General features: G+C 36.9%; 15 protein-coding genes and 2 pseudogenes. 2 read left to right on the top strand and 15 right to left on the bottom strand.

Features of this window, described 5'->3' with window-relative positions; all coding sequences use genetic code 11:
* Nucleotides 1-11: 11 nt before the first annotated feature.
* The 15 genes and pseudogenes from DWV68_RS01460 to DWV68_RS14625 all read right to left on the bottom strand — a co-directional run.
* Nucleotides 12-1745, bottom strand: a complete 1734-nt coding sequence (locus DWV68_RS01460; protein WP_118664832.1) for an ABC transporter ATP-binding protein — start codon at nt 1743-1745, stop codon at nt 12-14.
* Nucleotide 1746: 1 nt separating this feature from the next.
* Nucleotides 1747-3513, bottom strand: a complete 1767-nt coding sequence (locus DWV68_RS01455) for an ABC transporter ATP-binding protein (RefSeq protein ID WP_118664830.1) — start codon at nt 3511-3513, stop codon at nt 1747-1749.
* 39 nt (nt 3514-3552) lie between these two features.
* Nucleotides 3553-5097 (bottom strand): ABC transporter ATP-binding protein, encoded by a 1545-nt coding sequence (locus DWV68_RS01450; protein ID WP_118056535.1) that lies wholly within the window; start codon nt 5095-5097, stop codon nt 3553-3555.
* A gap of 17 nt (nt 5098-5114) precedes the next feature.
* Nucleotides 5115-5846, bottom strand: coding sequence for an energy-coupling factor transporter transmembrane component T (locus DWV68_RS01445; RefSeq protein WP_118056536.1), 732 nt, complete (start codon nt 5844-5846; stop codon nt 5115-5117).
* On the bottom strand, nt 5846-6433 hold the full coding sequence (locus DWV68_RS01440) for an MptD family putative ECF transporter S component (RefSeq protein ID WP_118056537.1): 588 nt from the start codon (nt 6431-6433) through the stop codon (nt 5846-5848). The genes DWV68_RS01445 and DWV68_RS01440 overlap by 1 nt, the downstream gene beginning before the upstream one ends.
* A 125-nt stretch (nt 6434-6558) precedes the next feature.
* Nucleotides 6559-7182, bottom strand: a complete 624-nt coding sequence (locus tag DWV68_RS01435) for a TetR/AcrR family transcriptional regulator (protein ID WP_118056538.1) — start codon at nt 7180-7182, stop codon at nt 6559-6561.
* Between the two features lie 86 nt (nt 7183-7268).
* The gene (locus DWV68_RS01430; RefSeq protein ID WP_118056539.1) at nt 7269-10280 is read right to left on the bottom strand and encodes an AAA domain-containing protein; all 3012 of its coding nucleotides are present in this window, start codon (nt 10278-10280) and stop codon (nt 7269-7271) included.
* Nucleotides 10281-10438: 158 nt separating this feature from the next.
* Nucleotides 10439-11932 (bottom strand): DNA/RNA helicase domain-containing protein, encoded by a 1494-nt coding sequence (locus DWV68_RS01425; protein WP_118056540.1) that lies wholly within the window; start codon nt 11930-11932, stop codon nt 10439-10441.
* A gap of 250 nt (nt 11933-12182) precedes the next feature.
* Complete coding sequence (locus DWV68_RS01420; RefSeq protein ID WP_118056541.1) at nt 12183-13346, bottom strand: DUF3800 domain-containing protein; 1164 nt, start codon at nt 13344-13346, stop codon at nt 12183-12185.
* 177 nt (nt 13347-13523) lie between these two features.
* On the bottom strand, nt 13524-15476 hold the full coding sequence (locus tag DWV68_RS01415) for a DUF3732 domain-containing protein (protein ID WP_118056542.1): 1953 nt from the start codon (nt 15474-15476) through the stop codon (nt 13524-13526).
* Between the two features lies 1 nt (nt 15477).
* Nucleotides 15478-15966 (bottom strand): three component ABC system middle component, encoded by a 489-nt coding sequence (locus tag DWV68_RS01410; RefSeq protein ID WP_118056543.1) that lies wholly within the window; start codon nt 15964-15966, stop codon nt 15478-15480.
* On the bottom strand, nt 15959-17164 hold the full coding sequence (locus DWV68_RS01405) for an ABC-three component system protein (RefSeq protein WP_118056544.1): 1206 nt from the start codon (nt 17162-17164) through the stop codon (nt 15959-15961). Before DWV68_RS01405 ends, DWV68_RS01410 begins: the two co-directional genes overlap by 8 nt.
* Nucleotides 17165-17465: 301 nt before the next feature.
* On the bottom strand, nt 17466-18212 hold the full coding sequence (locus DWV68_RS01400) for a nucleoside phosphorylase (protein ID WP_118664828.1): 747 nt from the start codon (nt 18210-18212) through the stop codon (nt 17466-17468).
* 27 nt (nt 18213-18239) lie between these two features.
* Nucleotides 18240-18731 carry a GNAT family N-acetyltransferase gene (locus tag DWV68_RS01395; RefSeq protein ID WP_117841274.1) on the bottom strand — a complete coding sequence of 164 codons (492 nt, stop codon included), beginning with the start codon at nt 18729-18731 and terminating at the stop codon, nt 18240-18242.
* Nucleotides 18732-19164: 433 nt separating this feature from the next.
* Nucleotides 19165-19260, bottom strand: a pseudogene (locus DWV68_RS14625) (IS200/IS605 family transposase); the annotation flags it as partial.
* Nucleotides 19261-19294: 34 nt separating this feature from the next.
* Between DWV68_RS14625 and DWV68_RS01390 the strand changes: the two are divergent.
* Together DWV68_RS01390 and DWV68_RS01385 are read left to right on the top strand one after the other, a co-directional pair.
* Nucleotides 19295-19444 (top strand): annotated as a pseudogene (locus DWV68_RS01390) (conjugal transfer protein); the annotation flags it as partial.
* Nucleotides 19445-19613: 169 nt separating this feature from the next.
* Complete coding sequence (locus DWV68_RS01385; protein ID WP_117828252.1) at nt 19614-20300, top strand: response regulator transcription factor; 687 nt, start codon at nt 19614-19616, stop codon at nt 20298-20300.
* Nucleotides 20301-20342: the final 42 nt, after the last annotated feature.

The raw sequence follows: 20342 nt of genomic DNA, 5'->3' as shown, positions 1-20342 counted from the left end.
TCAACTGCTTTTTATAATTTCCAGCCTGCTGCCTGAAGCTGTGTCTTTGCCATATGCCGATAAACACCATCCTTTGCTGTAAGTTCTTCCGGCGCACCCTCTTCGGCTACCACTCCATCTTTTAATACCACAATCTTATCTGCATCTGCCACTGTACGCATACGATGTGCAATAATCATAACCGTCTTATCCTGAATCAGCCGGGACAGTGCCTCCTGAATCAGTGTTTCATTATCTACGTCCAAGGATGCAGTTGCTTCATCTAAGAAAATAATTGGTGCATTCTTTAAAAATGCTCTTGCAATGGAAATTCTCTGACGTTCTCCGCCGGATAATTCAGAACCGTTTTCCCCAATCATGGTATGCCAGCCCTCCGGCAGTTTATCTGCAAATTCATCACAGTGTGCCAATTTTGCTGCCGCAATGACTTCCTCATCTGTTGCATCGGAACGTCCAATACGGATATTTTCCATAATCGTATTGTTAAAAAGTGTAACATCCTGAAAGACAATGGAATAAAGAGACATCAGTGTTTCCGGGTCAATCTTTGAAATGTCCATGCCGCCTACCGTAATCGTTCCCTTATCGATATCCCAGAATCTTGAGGCAAGTCTTGAGACCGTGGTCTTACCGCCGCCGGATGGTCCGATTAATGCTGTGACTTCGCCCTGTTTTGCAGTAAAAGTAACATCTTTCAGCACACTTTCCTTACTGTCATAGGAAAATCCCACATGTAAAAATGCAATATCATATCCATCATATTTCATCTCGGTGCTTCCACTCTGTACCGGATGGGATAAAATTTCATCCAGCCGCTCGCACTGCACATCCACACTGATTATGGCAGCAAGGTTCTGCAGGGAAATCTGCATCGGGTCATAAAGTCTTGATACCAGTAATAAGAACATAAAGAAAGTCAGTAAATCAATACTTCCTTTCGAAAGTAAAATTCCGCCAACCAGTGCTACCGTCGCAATTCCAAGCTTTAAAATCATCTGGGCACCGGATACAAAAACAGCATTTCCAAGTTCTGCCGCCATTGCATGTTTTTCTACTGCTTTAATTTTCTTCTCAAGTCCAACCATATAATTTTCCTGTGCATCATTTGCCCGTAAATCCCGGACCGTCTCTAAGCATTCCTGAATGCCACCTGCGCAGGCCATTTTTAGTTTCATCTGTTTTCTGCTAAGATATCTTAAAAATTTTCCGGCACTCAGCACAATGAGGAATGATACCGGAAGCACCCACAGCGCAGCCAGTGCCATCCGCCAGTCAAAGAAAAATAAGCTGATAGCAATAATTGCCGTGGATACACAGGCTCCAAAAAGTTCCGGAATATAGTGGGAGGATGCCGTTTCTATCGTGGCACAGTCCGCCATAATGGTGCTGGTCAAATCGGATAAATCCTTTTTGCCAAAAAAAGATAATGGAATCTTTCTTAATTTTTCTGCCAGCGTAATTCTTCGCACACCGCTCTCCACATAGGTGGCAAGGAAAGTACAGTTATACTGGATATACGTTGTCACTGCAATCAGAGCCAGACAGAGAATACTTCCAATCAGATAGAACATGCCTCTGCCGCTCAGATTATCATTCAGATAATCCTCTACCAGAAAATACAGCAGTCCCACCGGAAACATCAACACGATATTTGAAACGGTTGCTGTCAGAAATGCCTTTATCATGTCATTTGCACCCTGCTCTGAAAGTGCATATTTATGTTGTAATTTTTCTTTCCAGCTCATGTTATGCACCTACCTTCCACTGTACCGATTTGTTGTATTCTTCCCACATATGGGCATATACACCACTTTCACCAAGTAACGTCTCATGAGTTCCCTCTTCTGCAATACTGCCATCCTTTAAAACGCAAATCCGGTCTGCGTCTACAATAGAGGACAGACGATGGGCAATCATAATTACGGTCTTGCCCTTAGACAGTCTGGAAAACGCTTCCTGCACCTTTGCTTCATTATCCGGGTCTGCAAAGGCTGTTGCTTCATCAAGAATCAGAATCGGTGCATTCTTTAACATAGCTCTTGCAATGGAAAGCCGCTGGGCTTCTCCACCAGATACATAGGTTCCGCTGCTTCCGATTACTGTATCAATTCCATCCGGAAGCTTCGCAATGATGTCTTCACACTGGGCTTCCTTTAATGCCTGCATGACTTCTTCCCTGGTAGCATCTTTCTTTCCCATGCGGACATTTTCCAAAATGGAAGTTTTTAATAATTTGCTGTCCTGGAATACAAAAGATACCATATCCATTAACTGCTTCGAAGAAATCTCCTTCACATCCTTATTTCCAATCAGAATGCGTCCTTCCGTGGTATCAAAGAATCGTGCCACAAGGCTTGCCAATGTTGTCTTTCCACCGCCGGACGGTCCTACAAATGCCACATGCTCGCCCTCTTTGATGGTAAGATTAATCTGATGCAGCGCATCTCTTCCGCCATCTTCATAGCGGAAGGATACATTTTCAAAGGTAATGGAGTTGTTCTCCGGCTCCTGTGCATGGGCGGTTTCCGGTAACGGTTTCTTTTCTAAAATGCTTTCGATACGGGAAATTGCATCTGCTACAATCAGCTGATTTTCACTGGAATACATAATTTTATTCATGGTCACAGTGATAATCGGCGTAATGATAATATAGAACAAAAGATTCAATAAAAAGGTATTATCTCCTCCTTTTCCGGTAAAGAAAAAGGTTGCTGCAATCAGCACTGCAAATACCGCATTGATTGCTGTTGTATACACCGTCATTGGTATCCGCATTTCCTTCGTGTATGCAATTGTCCATTTCTCATATTTCTGAATGGATGTTTGGAAACGTTTGAAGGAAAATACAGACTGTCCGAAAGTCTTTACTACCGGGATTCCACGGACATATTCCACTGCCTCACTGGACATTTCGTCCAATGCATTCTGATATTCTTCCATCTTATCTTTCATACGCTGTCCGGTCATGGTTCCCATAATTAAAAATGCTGCCACCACAGGAATCAGGCTCAAAAGTCCAAGCCGGAAATCAAATACCATAAGCAATACTAAAAGACCTGCCGGTGTTGCGATGGCTCCTGCCTGATCCGGTAACTGGTGTGCCAGATAGGTCTCTGTTGCTGCGCTGGATTCATTGACGATTTTACGGATTTTGCCGGTTCCGTCTTTATCTAAAAATCCCATTGGCAGCGTCAGGATATGCCGCATCAGGCTGGTGCGGATATTTGCCTGGACGCGGAATGCTGCCAGATGGGAACACATCAGCGCGCACACATAAACCAGCATGGATAAAATGGCAAATCCAACGGCTGCCCAGCCATATTCTTTTAAATGAGCTGCTTTGCCAAAATCCGGTGCCACAGAAAGCACTTCTTTCATAATTCTCCAGATGTAATAAAATGGTACCAAAGCCAGCCATGCGCTGATTACCGATAAAATCCAGGATGCTATGGTCAGATAGCGGAATTTACCGGCATAGACAAAAAGCTTTGATAAGGAACTTTCCTTTTTCACTTTTCTTCTCCTCCTTTAAAAATAATTGATTCTTTCTACTTATTGAAACGAAAACTGTTTTAAAAACCGCTCCCGGTGTGCTGCTGTCAGCGGATAATACTCTGCCACTTCTCCCTCTTCGATATGTAAAATGTGGGTACAGCACATTGCAATAAGCTCCGGGTCATGGGTAATAATAAATGTTGTTTTACCGTATTTCTTCAGATGTAAAAATAAGTCTGCCGTCTGCTTCATATGGCGGTAGTCCAGTCCGCTGGTAGGTTCGTCAAAAATCAGTACCGACTTATCCGCCAATAGTGCCGATGCAATCGCCACCCGCTGTTTCTGTCCGCCAGACAAAGACATGGGATGCCGTTCTGTAAGTTCTGATAAATCAAGTTCTTTTAATACCTGTGGCACTTTTGCTTCTTCTGCTTCATTCATGCCAAGGCGGATTTCATCCTCCACGGTCTCGCAGAACAACTGATGGTTCACATCCTGCATGACCATATAGCATTCCTTTAACATCTGTCCCGGTTTCTGCCATTTTCCATGCAGCTTTGTCTGTCCTTTAAACTTCTTCTCAAGACCGCACATACACCGTAAAAATGTGGATTTTCCTGCTCCATTATGTCCGGTAACTGCCACAATGCTTCCCTCCGGGAGCGAAAAATCTTTCACTTTAAGAACCGGCAGCTTTTCATAGGAAAAGTTGTAATTGTGGAATTCTATTGCCGGGAGAGTTGCCTGCTTCTGTACGCCCGGTTCTACTGCTTCTGTTATTGCCGATTTTTCTGTTGCTCCATGCAAGTTTGTTGTTTTCCATAAGTTTGCAGTTTTCGGCTCCTCCGGGAAATCTGCTGCAACCGTTGTCATGCGGCGCAGTCCCAATTCTTCTAACCGTTCCGGTGGAAATGTCCGGAATTCTTCCATGGATATGTCAAATAACACGCTGCCTTCTTTTAAATATATAACCCGGTCGCAGATTTCCTTCAGCCAGTAAAGCCGGTGTTCTGCAATCACGATGGTCTTTCCCTGCGCCTTCCACAGTTTTAGTGTTTCTTTTAAATCTTCAATGGCATCCAAATCAAGATTTGAGGTAGGCTCATCCAACACCAGCACTTCCGGCTGCATGGCTGCCACTGACGCACAGGCAACCTTCTGCTTTTCACCTCCGGATAATCGAAAGATATTGCGGTTCATTAACTTTTCCATGTTTAAATCACGGACTGCCTGTTCTCTCCGCTTTAGGATTTCCTGCTCCGGCAATCCCATATTTTCACATCCAAATGCCACCTCGCTGTTGGTATCCAGACAGAAGAACTGGCTTCTTGGATTCTGGAATACACTTCCGACCCTCGATGCAATGATATAAAGCTCTTCTTCTTTTACCTTAAGCCCGTTTACTGTTATCTCGCCCTCTAATGTACCTTCATAAAAATGTGGAGTCAGTCCGTTTAAAAGTCTTGTAATCGTAGTCTTGCCACAGCCGGATTCTCCGCACAATAAGACGCAGGAGCCGTCCGCAACAGACAGATTAATATTATGGAGTGCGCCTATGTCAGCGGTTCCATATTGAAAATTAACATTTGAAATCTCTATCATTCGTCCGTTCCACCTTTCTATGCTACAAGCCCTGCAATCCATGCCGCATACGGACTTAATGCAATGAGAAACAGCAATATATCCTGCATATGAAAACCGATTTTGCATACATTGGTGCGCCGCACTTCTCCGCCTAAGCCTCTGGTCAGCGCTGCCGCATTTAATTCTTCCCCTATTTTTGCAGAACAGACCATCAACGGAACCAGCCGGTACTCTATCATTTTCGTCACGTTTTTGCCGCCCAGCCGGATATCACGCATCCGCATGGCTGCATTGATGGATGAAAATTCATCTGCTACCGTTGGAAAAAAGCGGAACATGACGGACAGCGGAATCGTTATTTTATCTGTCACATGCATTTTCGACATAGCTGCCGTAAATTCGCTTACCGTTGTTGTCTCAATCAAATACATGCCCAGCATGATTCCTGGCAGGAACCGGGATAAGATGCCGCAGAGTGCCAGCAGCAGGAAATTTACAATGCCTGTGGTGCGTGGTCCGAAATACCAGAAACAAAGATACGCCGCCGCATAAATGAGGACATAGGTAAATGCCCGTTTCCATTTTCCAGCCAGTAAAAAAAGAACAACAGGCAGCACACACAACATCGGTGCCAGCAAATCCACATTTTTCCCTCCGGCGCCGCCTAAAACAAATACTGCTACCGTAAGAAGCAGAAACATTTTCGTCCGCGGGTCAAAGGTTATTCCTGTTCTTTTCTCATCGGGCTGTAATAAGCTACCCTGCATTATGCAATTCCTGCCTTTACGAAATGCTTTTTCAAAATTGCTTTACCGATGAAGCCGCCGATAATTCCGCAGACCAGACAGGAAACTGCCAGTAATGGAGCAAGCCAGGTATTTCCCATAATTTCAGTAAGGCTGGTGATGTATGCCTCACCAAAACTCTGGCGGGTCAGGAAATATTCTTCTGCATTGATTAAAAGCGGAACGAAGTTTCCAAAGATAATCAGCGAAAATACGGCATAGCTTGCAATGGTCTTCTTACTGCTCTTATAATTACCGCTCTTTGCAATCAGGTCTGCAATGAAACCGAATACAATTCCAAAGATAAACGGCCAGTATCCCATTCCGGTAACCCACAGGAACAGTCCTACGATTATGGAATAAATCGTAATCATTCCAAATTTTTTGACTTTGGTCATAAACAGCATCATTGGAATTCCGCCCAGTAACGGCACCAGAACACATAACATTGGCATCATAATCGGAATGAAGCCAAGCATGGCAACAGCTGTCATAATGACACAATAAATTGCTGCATAAATACCTACATTAATCAGATCTTTTCCTTTTAACTTTGCATTGTTTTTCATTTCTAATGCTCCTTTTGATATTTTTTATTATATAGCACTGTCTAACGAAAATTAGGTTTGACTAACCAATATTTTTAAGAAAAGACTGCTTCCTGCTGTTACAAGATAAGCAGTCTTACTATCTTTTACACTTCGAATTTTAAAATGGTATTCCAGCCTGCATAGTTGAATTTTTCCAGCATATGAACGTATTTCCGTGCAGTTTCTTTCTCCATCTTATGACGCACAACTTCAAACATGCTGTCAAATAATGCCCTTGTCATAATATGGATGAATTCTCCCGTCACTTCATTTTCCTCATCATTCTGAAAATGAATAACCTCCATGAACTTGTAGGTATATTCTGCCTCTACTTCTGCCAACTGTTCTACAAAATTCTGGAACTTCGTTCCATAGGACGCCTCTAATAACAGCTGAAATGCGGTAAAATTATCATAGATGTAATCCAGCATTTCATCCATTCCGGATATTACATAGTCATCCATTTCTTTCGGCTGCCGCTCCGGCTCTACTGCATGAAATTCTTCCTGCGTCTTCACAAAAAGATTCATCATATACTCTGCCACCGGTCCTACAATTGCTGCAAACAGCCCTTCTTTGTCTTTAAATCTGGAATAAATAGAACCTGTGGTTGTTCCCGCTTTCGCCGCAATGGTGCGAAGCGATGCATCGGAATAACCCTTTTCTAAAAATTCTTCCGTTGCGCAGGAAAGAATTCTTTCCGATACGCCTTCGATTGGTTTAGTCACTGATGCCTCCGTTTCATTTATAACAGTGTTATATAACACTGTTATAAATATAATTAGTTTTGTGGGAGATGTCAAGGGTTTTTTCGTTACCTTACACTCTTAAAATACTGTATCAGTATATTCTTAATGTAATTATACCTTCTGGCATAAGAATTTTCCACCCGGATTAACTCAAATCCATGTGCCCGGCAAATTGCATTTTTCTTCTCGTCTCTCGCCCGTACAATGGCATTTTCTTTATGTTCTTTTCCGTCTAACTCAATGGCGAGTATCGGCATGTCCTGTCCCCGGTATCCTTTTTCATATACCACAAAGTCAAATCTTCCGGTATAAAAAAGGTCGTCATAGGATTCATTTTCCTGAAATACGTGTGCAATGCTGACTTCTCTCTGCACAACGCAGCGGTTATTTGTATTCAGCACATTATCTAGTGCATGATTTAATGTGGTTAAAAATGCAGCCTCTGTCTGCGTGCTGTACGGCTTGATTCCCAATGCCCTGGAAGAGGTCTCTCTTGCTGTCACCTGCGCCTCACCGTTGGTCTGGACATAATCTACCAGCTCATAAATATCATCATCCCCAGCGGAATGCAGACGCTTCAGTTCCTTGATATCCGACAATATTACCAACTGGTCTTTTGCCCGGGAGGTTGCCACATTAATCAGTTCTTTATTATTTTTCAGCCAGTCATAAGTTCCCTGATAAGTCTGCTGGGTGATTGCCAGCGAAAAAAGCACAACATCTTTTTCATCTCCCTGAAATGCATGAACCGTTCCGCAGGGAATATTTTCCATCCCATTGTCTTTCAACGCCTTGTTAATCAGCTCTTTCTGATTGGTAAACGGAGTAATGATACCAATACTCTTATCCGGATGTTCTTTGATAAACGAAATAATCTCTTCCACTTCCTGCGGCGCTGTATTCTTATAGTTGGTGGTATTTGCTGGAATATTCTTAAAAATCAGCGGATTAGCTTCTTTATCCGGACTGTTGATAATCAGCTTGTTGTTATAATATTTTTTATTATTAAATGAAATAATTTTCTTATTGCAGCGGTAATGGTGGCTGAGCAGAATTTCCTCGCTGACTGCATCACATGCCAGATAGGTCTTATAAATGGAATTCTTTATATAATCATACTCATCTGTCACTCCATAAATCCGCTTAAGCTTCTCATTATCTATGGAATTCAGCAGAATTACCGGGCTCAACTGCTGCGGGTCACCTACTAACATAAGACTTCTGCCCCGGATAATCGGCACTAATGACATGGCAATATTTCCCTGGCTTGCCTCATCCATGATGACCATATCAAAATAAGTTCCCGGCTCACCAATCTTATGTGCCGATATGGATGTAGTTGCAATAATCGGGAAAATTCTCTGGAACTTCTTCAAATTTTCTTCCTGACGGATATAGGTATTAAACTGCTTGACTTTCTTTTCCTCATCCGGACAGTTTACAATCTCCATTAAATCCTGATTTTTCGGTTCCTTCAGACGCTGGATATATTTTGCAGACGTATAGTAGAGATATTTCTTAAACAGCTCCTCATCTTCCACTACAAGTTTCAATGCTTCTTCATCTGTAATCTCACCAATTTCTGCTAATTTTTTCCGTACCTCCTGAAGCTGAACACCCTGCAATTCTGTCTGAAAGGTCAGATGCTGATTAGTCTCTATCATTTTAAGAATCGCTTCTTCCCGCTCCTTTAATTCGATTCTCTCTTCATGCCTCTGTAAAAGCTTGGTCAGCTTCTCCGTCCTTCTCGTCTTATCGTCCTTGTTCTTCTCAAGGGTACTGTCAAATATGGAAATATCCTTTGTCCGCTTATACAAATCCCGAATATCATCCAGTGCCTGCAGCACACATTTATCATTCCCAAGGCGGATAATTGGAAATGGTATCATCCCCTTATTCCGATAAGGAATGGACTTTAATTTATCGCACACTCCATCAATGGGATGATTGTTATAAGACGCAAATAAGACCGTTTTCTCGTTAAAGAAAGCAGTCACCATAGTATTTACGATGGTATTTGTTTTGCCGGTTCCCGGCGGTCCCTGGATATATGCCAGCGGATATTTCATGGCATTATGAATTGCCAGAAGCTGATCCAGATTGATTTTCCGATCTAAAAGTGTTATCGGATAATTTTTTCTCCGGTCTACCTGTTTTAACAGTTCTCCGAAAAATGCTTTTATCGGAATGGTCACTTCATCTTTTTCATACATTTTATGAATTGCTTCATACTCCTGATGAAGATCCACCAGCAAATCCCTGCCGACTGCAATTACATATGGCATATCATCTACACCGTTTATCTGGGGATTGGACTTCGTTATTTTATCTTTTATCAGCTCCTGATTCTTTTCAAAATCATTTAAAAGTTCATAGTCATCTGCATCTAGGAATTTCCTTATTCCGAATTTTGCTTCCGGCTTATTCTTCTCCAACGCAAACTCCATACAGACGGTTATTTCTTCATCCTGCCTTAGGGTTCTCTTCAACACATCCAACCGCAGCTTTCTGTACGCCAGCACATAAATCCCCTTCGGCGTGTGTATACTTAATACATTTATTGCAAGCTGCTTCATTTTCTTGTTGGATGCAGCATCCTTTGCTCCATATTGGAACTTCGATACAATCTGCTTAAACTGCTCCGGTGCGAGCTTATAAGCTCCCTGCCATTCACCATCCAGATGCTCAATGAGTGCATAATCTGTTTTGTAAGGTACAGAATCCATTTTATTGCAGTCAACAAGATAATTGAGCACCTTCAGATTTGCAATATTATCAAAGATTCTCCGGTATTTTCCCTGGTTATATGTAATATCATCTATCAGCTCCTGCTTTGTTTCAAAATAAGAGCCTTCTATTACTGCCGATGACAGTATGGAATCAATATAAATGTAAAGGCTCATTGTGGTATACTGCCCCAAATGCAGTCCCATTACATGCATGGATTTCCGGATAGGGTCTATCTCCATAATTCCAATCCAATATTTTGTTACTTCATCTTTTCCGTTTCTGTACTCTATACTGAGCCATTTTCTCTCATGAATGGCCCGGAAGATATCTCTGCAAATTGTGTTCATGGTTTATAATTGTTTTTCCATTCCCTCTTCTGAATATGATTTTATCCACCCGCATCGTACTGCATCTGAAACTGTATATTTCACCCGTTCACTTTCTCCCTCACCAGACGTTTTCATAATAAAAAACTCTAGGTATTGTATCAACTGTTATTCTCAACCTAATTTTCAAATTGCAATTTAACACTTAAAATTTTTTCAAACAATTCTTCATTATCAATTATTAGAATACACAATTTTTCTCTTGCGCGAGAAACTCCCTGATACCATAGTTTATAAAATATATAGTCAGGATTCGGATGCTTCTTACCTTGCAATCTTCCTTCTGCTGTATATCGAAAATTTCTATCCATAGAAAAAATTACATTATCAAATTCTTGTCCAATTATATGGTGTGTATTAACATAATCTCTAAATTGATCTATATCCGACCTAATCCTTGAAGGTGTATATGATATAAACTTATAGTTTTTATCATTTACATAATGCCTTACTATTTCTTTTGCGGTTTCATAATTATCTGCATATAATACTTCTATATTGCTATAATCAATATATCGTTTGGGTTTATTTTTCAAATCAATAACATTTTTTATAAAAGATACTATCTCCGCATTCGTTCTGATTTTATCAGACAATTTATTTTCAACAAATTCCTCTTGTTGTTTTAATTGTTCTGGAATATTACGGTTTTGTTCCGTATATGAAAGAACCTGAAAAAAATCATACGAAAATATGCATTTGATTCCTTTTTCTTTAAAAGCTTTTATTAAACAATCAAAATCAATTTGATACAATCTTTGTGACTCATCAATTAAAACACATTCATAATTTGATACTACATCCTCATTACAATCCCTTACTGAAATAATATCAAATTTCTTCTGTCTAGACTTTAGTTCAATATGTCCTTGTGAAAGAATACCTGAATGTATAATACATACTTTCATTTCATCCCCTAAAGTTCTGGCTATATCATAAAGCAATAAAGTTTTTCCTGTTCCTGCAGTTCCACAAATTCCCCATATCTTTTGTTCTCCGCTTCTAATACCATTAATAATTTTATTCTTAATTTCTTCTTGTTGAGCAGTCAAATAATAACTTTCATGTAAAAATTTCACCGGCATATTTATTGGTGAGATTAAATAATCCTTTGCTGTAAATAACTTTTCTATATTATTTTGAATGCACCTTTTGCTACACTTTATCAATTTTACTATATTATCAATACTTACTTTCTCCAAGTTATTACCATCATATAAGTATACTTTTTGATGTTTTATATAACAAAAAGTATATATTTTTCTATTTAAATGAGAAAGATAATATCTATTTTTCTTTAACTGATATTCAATCCTTTCACTTTCTATCTCCCGACTTTTTAATTCAATATTTACAACCGGTCCGTCTTCATATATTTTTAGTAAATCAAATTCCTTAGAAATTTGAGGAATAGCAAAACCATAAAAGAAATTATCCAAATCAGACATTTCTAATCCTTTTAATGATAGTGCCTTTACAAAATCCATTAAAGTTTCAATTTCATCCTTTTTAACCCTTTTTTCCTTATAACACTCAGCCATCGAATTTTTATATTCACAAAAATTCTGTAAATTTCTTCCCAAACACAGTATTGCTAAATTAATTGCTTTCATTTCATAAACTCTCCTTTATCTACAATTTACTTCAAACAATATTATCATATGTTTTACCATATCCTTTTTTCTCCATGCAAACTAACAATTAGTATTAAATTTTCGCACTTCGAGCAAATTACATATATTGAAAGTCTTTTATTTTTCTTGGTTCTGTAATAAGAAAATCTGCAACATGTCTACTTTTCAAATTCATCCACTGAAATTTTCAATACCCTTCCTTTTTTCTATTGCAAAGGCATTCATACTATCAAGACTCCCTATTTAATCTACTTTTCCTTTCTACCTTTACCATTTCAAAAAATCTATCAAGTGTTCCTATCGCATCACATGGACCAATCGAACATAAAAACCCAGAATTTTCCCTGTTTGCCTCCGTACGCAACTTATCAATCAATAAAATATTATCAATCTGAAGCTTTGCCAAACTTTCAACGTCTTTTCTACGCTGATTTACACTTGTGGAATTTATATATTTAAACATTTTCCCTAAAATTCCAGCTATAACATCTGATAGCTGAACGAATACATCAGTCTCAGATTTCACAAACTCAAAATTATCTGCCATATTATCCCCCATTGCTATCTGTTTTTTTACCATGTCCTGCACTGTCGTTTCCTCATCAAATATATGCTTTGACTTCTGATATTTTCGGATAGGGTCAATATAGAATTCTACATAATTATCCTGCATAACATAATCATCATTTTCATGTAAAAATATTAATTCATCTAACTCGGCAGCCCTAGCAAGCATTCCAGCAAGAAATTTTTCCTCTTCTCTCATTTCTCTCCTTCTCCCAAGCAGAAACAGTAAGTCATTGCAAAATGATCCTATCTCTTCCTTCTGTATATTTGGATACTTATATTTAAACATCAATGCTTGTAATGTATCTGCTTTTCCTTCAAACATGTAATAAAATACACTCTTCAACTTAAAATAGTCATATCCAAATTCACTTATTTCATCAAATTCTACAATAGAATCGAATATTTCAACAAGTGTATAAAATAAATTGTTCACATTAGTGTAATGAATATAAAAGGGCGATTTATCTATCCATGATAAAGTTTCAAATAATCGTCTTTCCTTCACGCATTGCAAAAAATTACCTTTGGCATATAAGTTTTTAAACTTAATCTCCTCTACATTCGCTTGCAACATTAAAGGTTTTCGGAATGTTTCTATCGAAGCTTCTACTTTTTCTTCCTCTTTTCTAACTAATCCTCCCAGCACAAAATCAGCTTTGTAATCGCTATTAAACTGTTGCTTGCTATCATCAATCCAAAACTTTCTACAATTATTACTTTCATCATAATAGAAGACATACTTTTTTTGATTGTTAATTCTCCACATATCACACAATTCCTGTTGCATAGAAACAAATGGATCTATATCTTCTTCTTTTGCCATGGAACAAGCACCTCCAACCAAAAAAATTATTTAATTATTTTTTCTGCTTTTTAATCATTTATGTATTATTCACGCACTTTCAAAGTATATTGTAAATTTACAACTTTATTTTTCTGTTTCAATCAAAATTTTTAAATATACATTATTTATTTTCTCCCAACTCTACTACTTCAAGCTTTATTGAATCCACTCTGCAGGAATCAGTTTTTCACCATTTCTCCATACGCAAACTTCATTGACCCCTTTCACATCACCATATATTGACGCATCAGCATGTTCTAATACAAGAATCTGCATATTGTTGTTAACATTTGCTATACTCTGGGTCATAGTTATAAATATACTTTTCACAGCCTCTCTATCCAAATCTTTCCACTCCCTAACTTGGCTATCATCTGTTGCACCATGTGGAAAATACACCTGACTTGGTTGATCGAATACAACAAAATTAGGTACAGAAGACTGAAAAGTAGAAAAAAACTCTTGCAATCCAAGTATAGTGGAAACATGATAAGCTAACCAATTTGAACCACTACCAATTTCCCATAAATAATCTTTTCTATCATCTTCTCCATCTATCTCTATTGTCAAATTTTTATAATCTAATCTAAACGGATTATCTGGACGTTCTGTATCCATCAACTTCAATAATTCCATCTGTTTTTCTGATATCTTTGTAATTGCATTTTCAATTTTTCTTTTAATTACAACTTCATCTGCAATCTTTTTCAATTTATCAATTCTTTCCCTAAGCTTTAATATCTCTCCATTCAACTCACCATCAGCCTCCAAAGATGCTATAGTTTGGCTCGCATATTCGATTTTCCCTAAAAATCTTGATATACCATCCAATGTGTATCTATTTGGATTATGTTCATCAGCCTCTCTTAAATGTTTATTTTCCTCAATTCTAATTCTTCTTTGAGCCGCAGCAAGCTCATCAGTCAATTTTTGAATCTGTCCCTTTACCATATCATATTCTCTTTCAAATGCTGCCGGAATTTCTTCCATCTGTTTCTTTTTCTTCCTATTATCTTCTAGCCTGCTTAAATACATATTTCTTTGAATATTATCAGAACACTTTTGTTGACATATAGGACATATATGTTCCCTTTTTGCTCTTTCATCCAACCATTCTGTAATATTTAATCTCTCAACTTGTATTGAAAGTGCATCTCTATACTCAGATACACTTTTCATCAGTTGCGTCATTTCAATATAGCGATTTTTATATTTTGTAAGTTCTATGGCAAGTTCATTTTCTTTTTCTCTTAACTTCACCATTTCCTCTGAACTCTTTATTATTGCATTACCTCTGATTACTTTTTCTTCCGTATTATCTTTTACAAGTTCTTGAAGCAACCTCATTTGTGCTTCAAATCTCATATTTTTACTATTTTCTTCTAATAACCCTAATTCAACTGCAACTGAAATCCATGCTTTAATTTCATTTTCCCATTGAATAGTTAATTCACATATTTTTTTATAATCGCGCTCTCTCTTCTTTAATTTTCTCTGTAAATCCATCAATTCCTGACGTGCCGACAAAACCTCTGGAGTAACAGCCCCTAACACATACGGAAATATATTTATTAGTTTATTTCTATGCTCTGTCTTATCCGTTTTATAAAACAATATATTTGCATTTGCCACCACATTCTGAGGTTGAAAGCAGAACGACATCAAATCGCGAAACGCCGGTCTACTACTATAATAATTATCTTCTGTTTCTAAAAAACTCAGCTTTGCATACTCATCTAAAAATCTCTTTACTACTTGGCAATTTGAATTTTTCTCTGGTATATCAGGTATTTCGATTTTTTCACCTTGAATAAGCATCATATCGCTTGTTGACTTTTGTGCACCTGGTTCTCTCCTCGCCAATAAGACTTTATTCTTCTCAAGTTTTACAACTACACCAAACCAGCTACATGCATCCCTTATTGTCTGCGTGGGAATATAACATTCTCCACTTGCCAAACAATAATCTATTATAGGTATAATCGCTGATTTGCCAGTTCTCGAATCACCCGAAATTACATTAACTGAATTTTCATTTAACGCAATCTCTTTATATGCGTATTTTTGATTTTTAGGCCACAATAAAAGTTTTTCTATTTGAAATTGCATTCTAAAACCTCACTTTCAAAATTTCTTCAATCTGCATTAAATCCATTTCTGCACACCATTGCCCTATTTTTTCAGCATTTTTACCCATTTTTAAAATATTAGCAGATTCCTTGTTTCGTTTTCTCAATTCCAGTGGAAAAAATGTGTTATTTTCTATATCCATAGAAATCAATCCAGCTTTTATCGCTTCTGCTATTGACATTGCTGTTATATCTTTCATATTTTGTATATCATTATGAAGATTGCTAATTAAGTCATTTTTCAAAACATCTTTTTTCATAAATTTGTCAGACATAATGCGCATTCCAGACACCTTGTTTGTAGACTTAATCTGCTCTGCAATATCCTCTTTCATTGTCATCGGCAACACAATAAATAGTTCTTCAAGTGGTACTGCTTCATTCTTTTCTGAAAAATATCCTAATATAAAGTTCCACAAAAGGTATGCACCCAACATGGGATTTCGCACATTATCATATTCATCAAACATTTTTATCATCTTCTTTCAATTTTTGCTCATAATTTGGATGCCATCCAATTTGTTGCTGATCTGCCAATTCATGATAACAGCCATTCTTAAAGCTCCTTGGAATCACCATTATTCCCATATTTACATCTTCATCTTGGCACTTATAATATAAATATTTACCTCTTCTAGACTCTTCCCATTCATCCTTATCCAACTCTATAATATTTCTTTTTGTCTTCCAACGCTCTTCTAATTCTTTGTAATAGTCCTGTAATATTTCTTCATTTATATCCCCATTTACAGCCCACATTGTTCTATTTGTAAAAGCTTTCAAGTAATCATTTATTGCTACTAACTGTGCATCATAATCTAAATTAATTATCTGAAGTTGTCTAATATATGTCTTGCATTCATTTTGCTGCAATTCTATTTCTGCCTTTGTTGGACCTGGAGCCAATTCAATCAAAGCTTTATTTTGATTAATCAATGTTTGTGTTAATGTCAGCTCTTTATTAAACCTTTCTTTAGCTATTTGCATAACTTGTCCACTCTCAATCTGCAATGCTGTCGTTTTATCAATCCAGCCTAACATTTTATCAAAAACTAATTGTTGTATATCTGATGGCAAATAAGTCTTTGCTCTAAATTCATCATATATTTTATCGGTGTGCCCCTCACCTATTACAACTAATTTGAATTTCTCAATAATATCCAATGCATACTTCTTGTTTTCCTCTGCCAAAAATGTCATTATATAATTATTAATAGAATCATTTTGCTTAATATATTCTCCACTTTTTCCTATAAATTCTCCTCTTATCTTTTTGTATTCCACTTCTGCTTCTTTTTCATTACGTGCTTGATTTAACCATGTAACGATATTTCCACTTTTATTCACATTAATAACCAATGTAAATAATGTAAAACCTATAGGCAGTTCATTTTCCTTAAGTGCAAGAAGCCAATTATACAAGGTTTTCCACAAATCAATAGCCCTGTCTGAAACAGGATTTCTATTTGACAATGCACTTTTTGTTTGTATAGCTGTTTTTTCTTTTCCATTTTCAATACCTATATCATCGAATTTTTCGACACTTACCACGCTGTTAATTTCACAATTTAATAATTCAAATAACATCTGACGCACCTGCAATCCATAACCATATAATTTATCCGGTACATGTGTATTTGCGATAGAAATTTTTGTTTCATCCGACACGTTTATCACCTCTCTCACTTATAGTACTGTCTTTAATAATTACTCTATTATTTTTGCAAATTTTAAATACAAAAAAGCCCCCAAAAAAACCAATACCTTAAGCATTGTCTCTTTTGTGAACTTCTAAATTTTTTCTTATTATAATATCTGCTCTCATTTCTCATAACTCACTCTCCCAAATATGATATAGATATTATGCGACTATTTTTTACAAATTGCAACCCTTTTATTGACAAATTGTCTGATTTTTCTATCTATAAATAATATTTTACTACTGGATTCATCAATAAATATCAACGTGTCAAATTCTCTTGGCAAGTTCAATTGCGATATATAATTTGTCCACGTCATGATTTGCTGCCGCCAGCCCAGTTGCATCATAAATTGTCTGGTCCAGCACATCGCCTATAACCAGAAAATTATATAAATCCCAACCATAAAAATCACAGACTGCCTGAACTCCAGCCAGTTCCATCTCCACGGCAATACATCCTTCCTTTTTCCTTGCATCAAGCTTCGCTTTCGTTTTCCGATATATTGCATCCGTTGTCCAGACTTTTCCTGCCACATTAGGAAGTCCTAAATTATCAAATATGAATTTCACAATCTGATAATTTCTAATTTTCATATAATTTGATGGTTCTGCATAGTGATAACTCATTCCTTCTTCCCGGTAACTTTCTATTGGAATAACAAACTTTCCTGTTGTCTTGTCACTATCCAGCGAACCTGCTAAACCAAACATAATAAACCTGCTTGCGTCCGTCAGCCAATTTGCATCTATCACATCACTCCCTGCCATTGAAGAACCTATATGGCTTAAGTATGCCGCAATTTTCATATTATCTATTTCAAAAACATATACCTTTGTAATTCCATTGCAACACTTTATTGTACCAGCCTGCTCATGTGCATATGTTTTCAGTATATAGTCAAATATCTGCTCTGAAAAAACAATAATACACTTATCACACAACTGCCTTTTCTCCCCATAAAAATCCTTCGGTCTAATTATTGCCTCTGAATTATCAAATGCCTCTGTTATCATTTTTCTGGCTCCTTAGGTCACTCTGCCTCATGATTTTTTACAAGTTTTTGTATACTCAACTAAAGTCATTTTTTCGTTTATAACTGTTTCATCGCCGACTCTGACAAATCCACATTTTTCATATAAATAGCAATTTTTTTCTTCTTGCTTAATAGTATCTAACCGCCATTCTATTGTATCAGAAGAATACATTTCAAATAATCGTTCTATTACAGCACTTGCTATTCCTTTATTTTGAAATTGCGGAATAACAAAAATAGGGGAAATCCATTTTACATTTCTCCCATTATGCCATTTAACTCTTACACCACCTACTCTCTTACCATTAAACAAAATAAAATAGAAATCCGAATTGTCTTCAATTATCTTCTGTGTTATTTTTTCAAGACTTTCTTTTGCCGGGCTTGTAATATCATCCCGATATTTTTCATATAACGCTATAAATGCTTCTACCTGCAATTTACGCAAACCTTCTGCTTCTCCACTTGTTATGAGTTCCAATTCTATTACATCATTCATTTTTTATCTCTCCTTCTTGTAAACCTATTTCCAACAGTTCTTTACAAATGCTCTTTCACCTACAAAACCTGCCACCGGCAGCTCCTTCCAGATGCCTGGTAGCATAAAAAAAATCGCACTAAACCCTCAAAGTCCAGTGCGATATTTCCAATCTAAGATATAAAATGTGTTAAATCATCTCTTATATTCTGGTTTTATGCACTAGACTAAAAGACCTACACGCCATAAACTAATGCACTAACCTTGCATATTTATAGCTGTGTACGTCCGTAATACATGTACATATAACGTCTTGAATATAAGTTCTGATTCATGTGTATGTTCTCCTTTTTTTGTTGGTAAATATACCATTATTGGCAATTCATGTCAACAATAGGCAACAATATATTTTTAAATATTATTTCACCATACTCTGTTTTTCTTCCATGCATACTACTCTGCTGTATAGATATGACTTCTTGTATTTGGGCACAAATACAATATAATACTTACAATTCCACTTTGTATGTGCCAAACTATTAACATTCATTTATGATAGTCTCCTTTGTTTTTAATATAGTTGGCAACTGGTAAATCCTGTCTTTACCAAAGACGGCGACAACCTCAAAGTCAGCGTGTCCGTAAAGTATCTGGATAACAAGTCGAAAATGACGCAAATCTCACAGTATGAGCTTGTGCTTCATAAGGACGATAACTGGAAGATTGTAGAATAAATGTTACAGCAGAATAGTATGGTAATTGTTTATCCAATCTATACTATTCTGCTTACAATTAGATTGACAAAATAAGAATCCCTCTCATATAATTGGTTGCAATGGTATTGAGGAAATACAACCTTAAATGTATAATGGGAAAGTAGCATTGCAGGAATGAGGTAGGCTAATGAATAAAATATTGATTATTGAAGATGATTTAGAAATAAATGCGTTATTGGCTGATTTTCTAAAAGAAAAAGGATATGCTGTGCATTGCCAATATGATGGACTTCATGTTCTGGATTTTTTGAATAAAGAAAAAATTGATTTGATTATACTTGATATTATGCTTCCTTATCGGAGTGGTGATATTATTTTATCTGATGTACGCAAGAAATTTACGATACCTGTTATTATTATTTCAGCGAAAGAAACTACACAAAATAAAATCGACTTGCTTCGTCTGGGAGCAGACGATTATATCACAAAACCTTTTGATATGGAAGAAGTGCTTGCCAGAATTGAAAGTAATCTGCGAAGAGTACAATTTCAAAATAGCCAGACAGAATGTTTGCAACATAACAATCTGACTTTAGACCTAGAGAAAAATACAGCATTTTTGAATGGAATAGAATTATCCTTAACCGCTAAAGAATTTGGCATTTTAGAATTGTTGATGAAATATCCAGATAAAGTATTTTCAAAATCGAATCTTTTTCAAAGTGTTTGGGATACAGAATATATTGCTGAAGATAATACACTTAATGTTCATATCAGTAATTTACGCAATAAATTAAAAGCGATATGCTCTGATACAGAATTTATTGATACTGTTTGGGGCATTGGCTACCGCCTACATAAAGCTAAGGATTAAACGTTCCTTAGCTTTATTATTTTTTTAACTTTTCTCATTACG

It is taken from the genome of Roseburia sp. AF12-17LB, from assembly GCF_003479605.1.
Taxonomy (GTDB): domain Bacteria; phylum Bacillota; class Clostridia; order Lachnospirales; family Lachnospiraceae; genus Roseburia_C; species Roseburia_C amylophila.
Note: the sequence above shows the minus strand (reverse complement) of the source record. Positions and strands in the feature narration are given on the sequence as shown.